10 protein-coding genes and 2 rRNA genes are annotated in these 12,078 nt (G+C 29.1%); 1 reads left to right on the forward strand and 11 read right to left on the reverse strand.

Annotated elements, in window-relative coordinates; genetic code table 11:
* Position 1: 1 nt before the first annotated feature.
* The 6 genes from K0040_RS06550 to K0040_RS06575 all read right to left on the reverse strand — a co-directional run bounded on the left by K0040_RS06550 (position 2) and on the right by K0040_RS06575 (position 7,155).
* Complete coding sequence (locus K0040_RS06550; protein WP_228108125.1) at positions 2 to 2,197, reverse strand: ATP-dependent helicase; 2,196 nt, start codon at positions 2,195 to 2,197, stop codon at positions 2 to 4.
* Entirely contained in the window at positions 2,190 to 4,085 is a 1,896-nt protein-coding gene (locus K0040_RS06555; RefSeq protein ID WP_228108126.1) for a hypothetical protein, read from the reverse strand. The genes K0040_RS06550 and K0040_RS06555 overlap by 8 nt, the downstream gene beginning before the upstream one ends.
* 160 nt (positions 4,086 to 4,245) lie before the next feature.
* Complete coding sequence (locus K0040_RS06560) at positions 4,246 to 4,527, reverse strand: hypothetical protein (RefSeq protein WP_228108127.1); 282 nt, start codon at positions 4,525 to 4,527, stop codon at positions 4,246 to 4,248.
* A gap of 109 nt (positions 4,528 to 4,636) precedes the next feature.
* Complete coding sequence (locus K0040_RS06565) at positions 4,637 to 5,167, reverse strand: 2-hydroxyacyl-CoA dehydratase (RefSeq protein WP_316720071.1); 531 nt, start codon at positions 5,165 to 5,167, stop codon at positions 4,637 to 4,639.
* 210 nt (positions 5,168 to 5,377) lie between these two features.
* Complete coding sequence (locus tag K0040_RS06570; protein ID WP_228108128.1) at positions 5,378 to 6,349, reverse strand: dipeptidase; 972 nt, start codon at positions 6,347 to 6,349, stop codon at positions 5,378 to 5,380.
* A gap of 32 nt (positions 6,350 to 6,381) precedes the next feature.
* Positions 6,382 to 7,155 carry a serine hydrolase gene (locus K0040_RS06575; protein WP_228108129.1) on the reverse strand — a complete coding sequence of 258 codons (774 nt, stop codon included), beginning with the start codon at positions 7,153 to 7,155 and terminating at the stop codon, positions 6,382 to 6,384.
* A gap of 129 nt (positions 7,156 to 7,284) precedes the next feature.
* Here K0040_RS06575 and K0040_RS06580 point away from each other — a divergent pair, with 129 nt between their 5' ends.
* Positions 7,285 to 7,758 carry a pyridoxamine 5'-phosphate oxidase family protein gene (locus tag K0040_RS06580; RefSeq protein WP_228108130.1) on the forward strand — a complete coding sequence of 158 codons (474 nt, stop codon included), beginning with the start codon at positions 7,285 to 7,287 and terminating at the stop codon, positions 7,756 to 7,758.
* Positions 7,759 to 7,829: 71 nt separating this feature from the next.
* Here K0040_RS06580 and yedF read toward each other — a convergent pair whose 3' ends face one another.
* From yedF to K0040_RS06605, 5 genes are all read right to left on the reverse strand, one after another.
* Complete coding sequence (gene yedF, locus K0040_RS06585; protein WP_228108131.1) at positions 7,830 to 8,441, reverse strand: sulfurtransferase-like selenium metabolism protein YedF; 612 nt, start codon at positions 8,439 to 8,441, stop codon at positions 7,830 to 7,832.
* Positions 8,442 to 8,476: 35 nt separating this feature from the next.
* Positions 8,477 to 9,265, reverse strand: coding sequence for an acyl-CoA dehydratase activase (locus K0040_RS06590; RefSeq protein WP_228108132.1), 789 nt, complete (start codon positions 9,263 to 9,265; stop codon positions 8,477 to 8,479).
* A gap of 57 nt (positions 9,266 to 9,322) precedes the next feature.
* Positions 9,323 to 10,498: a double-cubane-cluster-containing anaerobic reductase gene (locus K0040_RS06595; RefSeq protein ID WP_228108133.1), complete on the reverse strand. Its 1,176-nt coding sequence runs from the start codon at positions 10,496 to 10,498 to the stop codon at positions 9,323 to 9,325.
* 229 nt (positions 10,499 to 10,727) lie between these two features.
* Positions 10,728 to 10,844, reverse strand: a 5S ribosomal RNA gene (gene rrf / locus K0040_RS06600).
* Positions 10,845 to 11,055: 211 nt separating this feature from the next.
* A 23S ribosomal RNA gene (locus K0040_RS06605) occupies positions 11,056 to 12,078 on the reverse strand; the annotation flags it as partial.

Raw genomic sequence — 12,078 nt, forward strand, 5'->3', positions numbered from 1 at the left:
ATCATTCTCCTTTCCTATCTATAATACTTTTTAGTATGTTCAAATACATAGATGGATTTTGTTTTTTCTTATCTATAGCAGAATTTTTTGCACTGGCAGACAAAATTAGCATCTCTTTTGCTCTTGTGATTCCCACATATAAAAGTCTTATTTTTTCTTTTATCAGATTTTCTTTAATTTCCCTTGAGTAATTTTTATTTACCTCACCCTTTAAAATAAAGTCTATTTCTGCTTTTATATTTGCTTCTGGGTTTTTGTATTTTTCTTTTAGATACCATTTGTCGCATTGAAATTTTTGATAAATATTGTCTGGGAAATTAAACTCTGTCATTCCCAATAAAAATACACAATCCCACTCTAACCCCTTTGATTTGTGATAATTACACACAGTTATACTTCCAGGCAAAGGTTCGTATCCATTGATTTCACTCACAACTTCTATTATATAACTAAAAACTCTGTTTTTCCTGTCTATTAGCAAGTTATCTATTTGTTGTAGATTTATATTGTTGTCTTCTGCTACTAAATACTTAACATAAAAGGCTAAATAATCTACTATTGCTATTTCTTCTTTTTCGATTGTCATACTGTCTCCAATGAAAAGAATCAGCTTGTCTATTCTAGTTAAAGGATATTCTATAATATTTTTCAAATTTTGTATTCCATATAAAAAACTTTGGTATAAATCGCTATCTGTGTCTAGTATTATATCTTTTGAGCATTCATCATCATATAATAGATTTTCCACAGTTAAATTCCCTTCCCTAAGTAATTGTATAAAATCTTTTTTTCCTTCTTTATTATCGGTCCTTATATAAACTTTATCTAATACTTCTATTAATTTTTCTTTCTCGTCACAATTGAGTATAAAATCTATTATTAACCCAATATTATCTATGACCCTTCTTTTTCTAAGAGAATTAGGTCCTAGCTCTTCAAATTCCAAATCTTCTTTTATAAGTTCTTTTGCAACTAAATTGACATGATCATTGTATGGTACTAATATTCCTATACTTTTATCTGGATATTTTTTATTAATATTTCTCACAAATTTTACAGTATTCTCTATTTCTTTATCAAAAGTTTCATAATATTTGTAGCTAATTTGATATTTATCAGGCTGAGGATTTTCTTTGTATCCTCTATTTGTAGGAACTGTTTTAATATCCATGTCTTCCAAAGCATCCTTGCACTCTGGCTGTAAATTTTGAGTTACATATCTTACTAATTCATTGGCCAGATTTATTATATCTTTTGAGCTTCTATTGGACATATCCATTCTATAACAACGGTCACTGTTTTCTATAAAATTTTTAAAAAACTTGGGATCTGATGAAGAAAAAGTTCCTGTTATACTTTGATTTATATCTCCAACTCTTACAAGATTATTATGTTCTTCACAAATAAGTCCTATTATCTTTCCTTGAATTTCATTTGAATCCTGACACTCATCTTCAAATACATATTGATATTTATTTTGATATTTTCTTTTTAAATCTTCATCAATACTCAAGGCTTTATGTGCTAGAATCAACATATCATCATAATCCAATAATCCATTTGCTTTTAATTTTTTTTCATACTCAGTATATATGGGAAGAATTATTTTTAAAATACCTCTGCGATTTTCTTTCATGTATTTATTTAATTTTTGTGGAGTTATATCTTTGTATTTAAGTTCACTTATGGTATTTTGAACTAAATCATAGAACCCCTTATCCCAGGCCTCTAACTGTCTATCTGCCCATATAAGATCTTTTTGCTCTTTTACAAAAAATCTAAATGCTTTTTCTCCCCCATTTAACTTAAAATTATTAATACAATCACCAAGAATCATAGTTTTTTGTAAATCATCAGCTATATTAAAGTCTTCATTTAACATAACTATTTCCGGCTTTTCTTTTATAATTTTTACAGCCAAAGAATGTATTGTCATTACTTCATAAGAGTTTTTGTCATCTATATTTTTATCTTCAAGAATTTTCTTTATCCTAACTTTAAAGTTGTTCACCGCACTATTCATATAAGTTAAGATAAGTATTTTTCCTTTTCCTTGTCTATTTTCTTCCAAGAGTTTTGCTACTAAATTTGTAACTATAAAAGTTTTACCAGCCCCTGGCACTGCAGGAACTGCCATTTTCCCACCTTCATACTGAATTATAGGGAGCTGGTCCTCTCTGTAATTTATACTACTCATTAGTTTTTTCTCCTTTATCCAAAAGCCTTAATAAAAGACCGTATAGCATACTTTCCTGCATAAATCCATTTACACTATACTCACTTTTAAAAGCATATATTTTCTCACTATTCAATAATAAGTTGTAAATTAAATTATATAGATAGTACTTTTTGTTTCTATCTTCCATTTCATCACTGTAAATCTCTTTTTCTTGAAAAGATTTCCTAAGAACTAAAGGATTTGCAATATCTTTTTCTATTTTCATATTCCAAGCATTACTTCCCACATCTACCCATAATTGTATTTTTCTATTTATGTTTGAACTTATATACGTGTAAGACGTTGTAATAATTACTTTATCGCTATTTTTCATATCTTCAATATCTGCAGATACATAGTAATCATTTATATTATCTTTTAGGCACTTTACAAATACTTCATATTTTTCTTTTTCTTCTATATTTAATTCTTCTAATATTTCACTAAAGATATCTCCTTGTTTTATAATATCTTTACAAAAGTCCACATTTTTCTTGCCATCCTTAAGGTGAAGCATTTTTTCTATATAAAATTGTAATAAAAACTCACTTATCCTCAAATTATTTTTTTCTTTATTTTTAATATATTCAATTAAGCTTTTATACTCATCATTTTCATGTCTTTTATTAAACATTCTTATAGCTTTTATCTTATTTATATCAAATAAGACTTCTATAAAATTTATGTATTCTTCTTCCTTTATTAAATATTGTAAATTGTAGAAAATACAAGTGGCCACAACTAAAGCATTGGCATAAGGATGATCAATAATTTTATTATCTAGTTTGGTGTTGGCTACTTTTATATTCTTAGATTTCAATTTATTACATATTTTATAATCTAAAATAGAGTTATTTACAGGTGAAATTATGACCACATCTCTTAGATTTTTGCCTTCCTTCATTATTTGTAAAATTTTTTCTGTCACACCTTCTATCATTTCATCATATAGATGATATGAATCTTCTAGTTTTATACTTTGATTTTCTTTATACAATGATCTCATACTTATTGTTTCTAAATCATAGAATTCTGTTGGAAAATACTCTTTTAGTATGTTGTCTTCTATATAGGCTATATCTACATTTTTAAAGGAAGAGTAGTCTTTGCTTTTGTCATAAAAAATATATCCACCCTGTACCTCATTTAAAAGTTGACCAATTAAATTACATTCACTAACACTGGCATTTTCCAAACTATCAACAATTAAGTATCTATATTCTCTTTTCAATCTTTTTGTGTAATCTTCAGTATTTAATAAATAATTATTGTATAAATATACAGCTATAGAGTTATCAATTATACCATTTGATAATAAAGTCTCCATATAAAAATCTATAACTTCCTGCATCTGGCTATAAGAATATCTATTTAAATCATTTCTATTTTTCTTAGAATTATATATTTTTTCTCCTATATTTTTAATATCTATATTATTAAAACAACTTTTACTTAGATTATCTAATATATTTCTACATATACTTCTATTTGTACCCACTATATCTTGAAAATAATTTTCTTCTTCTCTTGTCTTATGTATATATTTCATAATCATATACTCACTTAAGCTTTGAGAAATAAAAGAAGGGCTTGTTTTATTTGATTTTATTTTGTCACAATTATTATCTATTATTGACCAATATTTTATTATCTCACTTTGAACGAAATGACTGTATGTGGTAATTTTTAATTCTTCACTAAAAGGAAGATTTATTGCTCTCATGTAACTTAATTTAGTAATTCCATTAGGTACTAAAAAAAGTATCTCTTTTGATCTATAATTATTTTCTTTGATTATATTTTCATATATATTAACTATTTTTTCTTTTTTCTCACTTAAGTCAATTTCTTGGAATAAATATTTCATCTAATCACCTTTTTCTAAAGATTTAATTTTTATCTATCTATAATTATATAATATTTTCTATTTTTTTACTCAACTTAGGTAATTAAATTTACAGATTATGCATATTAAAGATTAAAAAAGTCTATGCTCTAATATATTATTAAAACATAGACTTTTTTTGTTACACACTTTTTTTAATTTTATTATTTTTTTTATCTAATTGTGACAATTCTTCTCTTACGACTAACCATAATACTGCTGATGCTATTACATATACAGTAGCAATTTTAACTGTAATTGCACCTGCTATAATACCAGCAAGCATACAACCTAACCAACTTATTGGATTATATCTAAACTCTCTATATTTCATATTATGTGTTTTATCATATGCATATACACCTAGTCCAAATAAAACAAAAAATACTCCCACTACAGTTCTTACAATTTCAATTGTATCCATAACGTAGCCCCCTATTTTTTATTACTATTGCTTACATATATAATAGCAGAATTTTTTAAAATAAATATAAATTACAAATAAATTAATTAGATTGTAACTATTATTTTATTTATCCTATCATTTCAATAAAAGCTTCCAGCCTTGTATCAATTTGCCCACTATCCGTTTCAGAGTAATCAGTAGTTATGCATATATAAGGTAAATTTTTTTCATTCATAACACAATCCTTTATCATATCAGCCTCTATAGCAAAAGTATGACAAGCATGAAGGACTACTTCTATTACACCATCAACATCATAGTTATAAATAAAATCATCTAGTGGTTTAAATCTTTCATTATTGGGACTCATTACAGAACAGCTGACTCTTAAATACTTCTCTGCTAAAGCCCAAAGTGGATCTTTCGTCTCATCCACTAAGTCTTTTTTTTCTCTTGGCCCAGAACAACTTTCAAGTCCCACAACATCTGCTCCCATTTCTTCTACTCTTGCTACTATTTTATCTCTTACTCCTCCTATAGGACATCCTGTTATTAAAATTCTTGGCTTCTTAGGTTTGCTTTTATAAATAATTTCATATGCTATATGGTATTCATCTTTACTAGCCTTTTTTCCCGCTTTGTGTATAACCAGTTGAATACGTTACCATCATTACTGCTGATAATAATATTGATAATAATTTCTCCATACTTATCCTCAACATAATATATTTCTATCTCATTATATGAAGCATTCTATATAATGTAAATATTATTATAAAAATAATAAATATATATAAATTTATATGCATACAATAAATAAATAGGTGATATATATAGATTTTATATATATCACCTATTTATTTATAATTTATAATAATTCTTTAAACAATCTTATAGCATTTTTATAAAATACTTTTTCTATATCTTCTTCTCTAAAACCTGATTTCTTCATTTCTCCATAAATTAATTGCATTTTTGATGAATTTTCAAATTCTAAAGAACAGTCTATACCATCAAAATCACTACCAATTCCCACACAGTCTATCCCACCAGTATTAGATATATATTTAATATGATTAATAATATCCTCAATTTTACTAGTATCACTAGATTTATAATTATTATTTAAAAATGAAGAATAGAAGTTTACACCTATTAATCCACCCCTTTCTCCTATTTTTTTTATCATATCATCAGTCAAATTTCTTTGATGAGAACATACTTCTCTTGCATTAGAATGGCTAGCAATAAAAGGCTTGCTCGTATTATTATAAACATCATAAATTCCATCATCTGATAAATGAGAAACATCTATAATTATTCCTAATCTCTCCATCTCATTTATAAATTCAAATCCTTTTTCTTTTAGACCTTTTTTTTCATTTTTTTCTTCATCATAAAAATAACCATTTGGGTAAGCCAATTCATTTTCATAATTCCACGTTAATGTCATCATTCTTACTCCTAACTTATAAAAATTTCTAAGCAATGCTAAATTTCCCTTACAAACTCCACCTTCTTCTATGGATAATAATGCTGACATCTTATTTTTTTTAATATTAGTTAATATATCTTCATAAGTATAAACTATTCCAATATGTTCTTTATTTTTTTCAACTTCATCATAAAGTAAATCTATATAACTAAGACAAGATTCTAAAGGCTTATTATTACTTCCCAAGTCTACATATGATGCAAAAACTTGAAGCATATAATCACCTTTCTTCATCTTTTCTATATCTAAATGTAACCTATTTTGTTTTAAGTTTATACTTTCCCCGCTTTTTCTAATATCATATAATTGTGATATTGTATCACAATGAAAATCAACTATTTTCATTTATTCCCCCCTAAAACATATATTTATACTTACTATTTTTGATTTATTTTATTATATACATCATAAGTAATATCCTGTATAAGTCTTTCATACTCAGGCACATTTACATTGTTTCCGCAAAAACATACTATGAATGGTTCTTTAGCAAATACTATTCCCACATCATGAGTAGTATTAGTGTCTTCTCCTGTTTTATGTGCAATATCAATTTTATGTTTCAGATTATGTAAAAAGAAAGGTATTTTCCCATTTAACCTTTGATTTTTTAAAATATTTATCATTTCTTCACTGGATTTTTTATCAATTAAATCTTTATTATGCATTTTCTCTAATAAATATCCTACATCACTTGCAGTTATATAATTTTCTAATCCTAATGCTGCTTTTTTACTATCAAACATTTTACGATTAAGAACTGTATTTTTTAGTCCTATTTCTTTTATAGTATTATTAATATTATCCATGCCTAATTTATCAATCAACATATTTGTAGCATAATTATCACTAAGAATTATCATTAGTACGTACAAATCTTCCAACGTTACATTCAAACCTTCTCTCATATAATTTAAGGCTCCACAAGAAGGTACCTTACCATCTTTGCAAGTTATAAATAATTCTTCTTTTTTTATCTTCCCTTCTTTTATTTGCTTAAAAGCTTCTACTAAAACCGTAAGTTTTATAACACTAGCTGCCAACATAATTTTTTCTTCATTATACGCAATAGTTTTATTTGTTGTTAAGTTTTTATAATAAAAAGATACATCTCCTTCTATTTTTTTTAATTTATTAATTATATTCTCCATTATAAAGCCTCCCTTTTAAATTATATCATTAATATTATTCTAATCTATATAAGGCTGTAAGTGCACTTCAATTAAATCAATTATGATATAATTTAATTACCATATAAAAAAAATGCTTAAGGAGGATTTATGTTTAAAAATATTAAAAAGAAAAAAAGAGAATTGAGTAAGGAAAATACACTAGAAGTATTAAAAAATGGAAGAGAAGGAATATTATCTACTATAAGTGAAAATGGATATCCTTATGGAATAGCTGTGAATTACGTTTATCATAACGACTATATATATTTCCACTGTTCTAATAGTGGTCATAAGTTAGAAAATATAGCTAAAAATAACAAAGTTTCTTTCTTTATAAATTCTGATATAACAATTCTTCCAAAGGATTTTACTACTCATTACAAAAGTGCAGTAATATTTGGACATGCCTCTATTGTTAATGATAAAGAAAAAAGAGATGCAATTATTGCAATAGGAGAAAAGTATTCTCATCCTCATATGGAGGAAGGTATAAAATACATAGACAAAGCGATCAATGCATTTACTGTAGTAAAAATAGAAATTGATCATATAACTGGTAAATATAGCGATGGAACTAATTAAATAAAAAATAGACTAAAATTCCTAATATACATGGAATTTTAGTCTATTTCCTTTTTTATTCATTAAGTTTATTATGGTCTAATTATATTAGTGGCTCCTGCCAATTCTTCTACTATAGAATACATATTAGTTACTTTACCAACTTGTAATTTATCTTGTAAATTATAGAAGTTTAAGCAAGTCCCACAATTTAATATTTCAACACCATGTTCTTCTAGCATTTTTAAGTCTGCTATAGAATCTGAACCTTCAGCTGATAATTTTACGCCGCTATTATATAATAAAACAGCTTTTGGATATTTATCTAATTGAGTTATGGCATATACAAATCCTTTAATAAGAACTTTTCCTAACTCTTCATCACCTTCACCCATCTTATCGCTACTTAATACTACTACCATTTTTTCTTCTTTTTCAACAGTACATACAACTTCTTCAGTTATTTTATTCTCAACAACTTCACCACATTGCACTTTTATAACAAAGTGATTTTCGCTTACTTTTTCATAAGTAGATTCTAGGTTTTTTTGGCTAACCATTTTTGTTACATTTTGTACAGCTATTTCATTATCTACACTTATTTCCACAACAGCTGACTCAGTCAATGCGTCTATTGCTTTTTTGGCCTTAACAACTGGTATAGGACAATTTTCACCTATTGCATTTACTTTTACTATATTCATCTTGCGCCTCCTAAATATTGCTTATCTATATCTTTTTACTTAAATCCAATAATAGCAGCTCCTAAAGCTCCTATTATTTGAGCATCTTCTGCTATAAATATTTCCTTATTTAAATTATTTTCTAACATTTTAACTAGCTCTTTACTTTGTGCCAAACCTCCAGTAAAAGCTATTGTGTCTTCTAGTCTAGCCTTATTTAGTATAGATACTCCTTTATTTGCAATAGATTTTAATATACCTGCCGCTATATTTTCCTTAGGAATATCTTGTGCCAAAAGACTTACTATCTCTGATTCTGCAAACACAGTACACATACTAGAAATATTTTCAGGAGTTGCACCTTTGGCTAAATCATCTATATTTTCTATGTCACTTCCTAGCTTGTTAGAAGTAACTTCTAAAAACTTACCTGTACCTGCTGCACATTTATCATTCATTATAAAATTAACAACATTCCCTTTGTCATCAATATTTATAACCTTACTATCTTGTCCACCTATATCTAATATAGTTCTAATATTTTTATTTAAAAAGAAAATTCCCTTTGTATGACAAGTTATTTCTGTAACTGTTTTATCAACAAAATCCATACTAACTCGTCCATAACCAGTTCCTATTACTCTTTTTATTTTACTACTGTTAATTCCATCTATCAAGACCTCATAAGCTTCCTTTGATGTTTTCTTAGGACTCCATCCAGTTGGTACAACAACCTTTTTTACTATTTTTTCTCCATCAAATAATACAGCTTTTGTTGCGACAGACCCTGAATCTATGCCAATACTATATGTTTCCACTAAACTAACAACCTTCCTATTCTCCAATTATTTGTATAAATAACTTTTACCCGTTTTATTTACATAAACAAATATTTTTTATATCTAACACATAATTAGTTTTTTTTCTTCAATCATCTCTATAAATGCTTCAAATCTTGTTCTTAATTGTTCTGTGTCAGACTGAGAATAATCAGTTTCAATAGCCATATAATGAATATTTTTATCATTTACTACAAATTCTTTTATTCTATTTGATTCCACATTAAATGGATGGCATGATTGAAGAGCCACATCTATTACACCATCAATCTTAAACTCTTCTATTAAATCTGTTAACAATTCTATTCTCTTCTCATTATTCATCATGCAAGCACATCCTATATTTAAATACTTTTTAGCTATAGCATCATAAACATCTGGATTACTTTCATCAACTAGTTCTCTATTATTTCTTATAGATGAACATAACTCATAAGCGACTATTGATCCCCCAGATTCTTCTATTGTATTAATGATTTTATTTGTACATCCGCCAATTGGAGATCCTGTGATTAATATTCTAGGTGCATTTTTTTTTACAGGACATTCTCCTCTTTCATATCTTGCTTTAGTATCATCAATTACTTTTCTTAATTCTTCTTTTAATGCATCTCTGTCAAACTTAAATTGAGCTTGGTAAGATACTTGGTATAATTCCATTCCTGTTAAAGCTGAAGGTTCTAATTTTCCTAAATCATAGTACTCATTTAGCAATCTTCTTTCTTCGTTTTTATCCTTAATAGCTTCTCTTATATCATCTTCACTTATAGTAGTGTCTAATTCTTTTTCTAATACTTCTTTTAATACAATTATTTCATCTTTCCAAAGATTAAACTCATGCTTTCCAGTTGCTCTATTAGGCATTTGCATTATATGAGTTGGTTTTACTTTACCTAACTCTTCATACATTTTTTTCTTTCCATCACAAGTTGTTTCCCCAATAAGCAAATCAGAGAAATAAAAATATGGGCATGTATCAGTTATTGCATGGCCATAACTTGACTTTATTAAAGGACATAGGTTTCTTGGTAGTATTTTTTCCGCTTCTGGAATCGCTTCCTCACTTACTCCACATACTCCAACTGGAACAGCCTTTGCAGCAATAGGTAATTCAGATGGTGTAAAGCAACAAAATGTTCCTACCATTTTTCTTCCACTATCTTTTACTTCTTTAGCTGCTAAAAATCCATCTTTTCTAGCTTGTGCAAAACTTTCAAATTGACTTGGTAAATTACTCATTTATATCCCCCTAAAACAATAAATTATTATATTCTTCAGTTTAAATCATCTTCATAGTATCAAATCTAAATATAAAAAACTATATTTATTAAAATTATTTATATAGTCTGCTCATTTATCGTTTTTTTCTATAATTAAATCAATTTTAAAGCTTTATTCCTATTGTCTTAACAATAAAAAAAGATAAACTTTTATAAAATAAAAGCCTATCTTTTTACATAAAAAAATTACGTGGCTACGTGCTACTCTCCCAGGAGGTCGCCCCCCAAGTACCATCACCGCTCAAGAGCTTAACTTCTGTGTTCGGAATGGGAACAGGTGTATCCTCTTTGCTATAATAACCACATAAAATTCATTACACTCATATCGCCAACGATATTTCTTTGCTATCGCTTCAGAAAAATCCGTTGCTCAAAGTGTTTTTAAGTATTAACTTTTGTTAGTACTTTCAAAACTGCTAACATTTAATATTTCCATTATATTTTTTAGCAACTTAAATCTTCTTTATAATTATATAATTAAAGATTTAGTTGGCGATATAAACCTTTAGGTTTATTTTGGTCAAGTCCTCGACCTATTAGTATCAGTAAGCTACATATGTTACCACACTTCCACCTCTGACCTATCAACCATGTAGTCTTCATGGGGTCTTAACCTTACGGTGGGAAATCTTATCTCGAAGTAGGCTTCGCGCTTAGATGCTTTCAGCGCTTATCCTTTCCGTACTTAGCTACCCAGCTATGCCCTTGGCAGAACAACTGGTACACCAGCGGTACGTCCATCCCGGTCCTCTCGTACTAAGGACAGGTCTCCTCAAATTTCCTACGCCTGCGACGGATAGGGACCGAACTGTCTCACGACGTTCTGAACCCAGCTCGCGTACCACTTTAATGGGCGAACAGCCCAACCCTTGGGACCTACTACAGCCCCAGGATGTGATGAGCCGACATCGAGGTGCCAAACCTCCCCGTCGATGTGGACTCTTGGGGGAGATCAGCCTGTTATCCCCAGGGTAGCTTTTATCCGTTGAGCGATGGCCCTTCCATGCGGTACCACCGGATCACTAAGTCCGACTTTCGTCCTTGCTCGACCTGTATGTCTTGCAATCAAGCTCTCTTCTGCCTTTACACTCTACGTACGATTTCCGACCGTACTGAGAGAACCTTTGAGCGCCTCCGTTACTCTTTAGGAGGCGACCGCCCCAGTCAAACTGTCCACCTGACAGTGTCCCACTACCTGATTCAAGGCAGCTGGTTAGAATCCCAGTACTACAAGGGTGGTATCCCAAGGATGGCTCCACACAGACTGACGTCCATGCTTCATAGCCTCCCACCTATCCTGTACATGTAGCACCGAGACTCAATGTCAAGCTACAGTAAAGCTCCATGGGGTCTTTCCGTCCTGTCGCAGGTAACCGGCATCTTCACCGGTATTACAATTTCACCCAGTCTGTTGTTGAGACAGTGCCCAAATCGTTACGCCTTTCGTGCGGGTCGGAACTTACCCGACAAGGAATTTCGCTACCTTAGGACCGTTATAGTTACGGCCGCCGTTTACTGGGGCTTAAGTTCACTGCTTCG

The organism is Terrisporobacter petrolearius (genome assembly GCF_020748185.1).
Classification (GTDB): Bacteria; Bacillota; Clostridia; order Peptostreptococcales; family Peptostreptococcaceae; genus Terrisporobacter; species Terrisporobacter petrolearius.

Bases quoted from the DNA above. Each gene is read 5' to 3' on its own strand.
- K0040_RS06550 (WP_228108125.1), bottom strand. From the start codon at position 2,197: ATGAGTAGTATAAATTACAGAGAGGACCAGCTCCCTATAATTCAGTAT.
- K0040_RS06555 (WP_228108126.1), bottom strand. From the start codon at position 4,085: ATGAAATATTTATTCCAAGAAATTGACTTAAGTGAGAAAAAAGAAAAA.
- K0040_RS06560 (WP_228108127.1), bottom strand. From the start codon at position 4,527: ATGGATACAATTGAAATTGTAAGAACTGTAGTGGGAGTATTTTTTGTT.
- K0040_RS06570 (WP_228108128.1), bottom strand. From the start codon at position 6,349: ATGAAAATAGTTGATTTTCATTGTGATACAATATCACAATTATATGAT.
- K0040_RS06575 (WP_228108129.1), bottom strand. From the start codon at position 7,155: ATGGAGAATATAATTAATAAATTAAAAAAAATAGAAGGAGATGTATCT.
- K0040_RS06580 (WP_228108130.1), top strand. From the start codon at position 7,285: ATGTTTAAAAATATTAAAAAGAAAAAAAGAGAATTGAGTAAGGAAAAT.
- yedF (WP_228108131.1), bottom strand. From the start codon at position 8,441: ATGAATATAGTAAAAGTAAATGCAATAGGTGAAAATTGTCCTATACCA.
- K0040_RS06595 (WP_228108133.1), bottom strand. From the start codon at position 10,498: ATGAGTAATTTACCAAGTCAATTTGAAAGTTTTGCACAAGCTAGAAAA.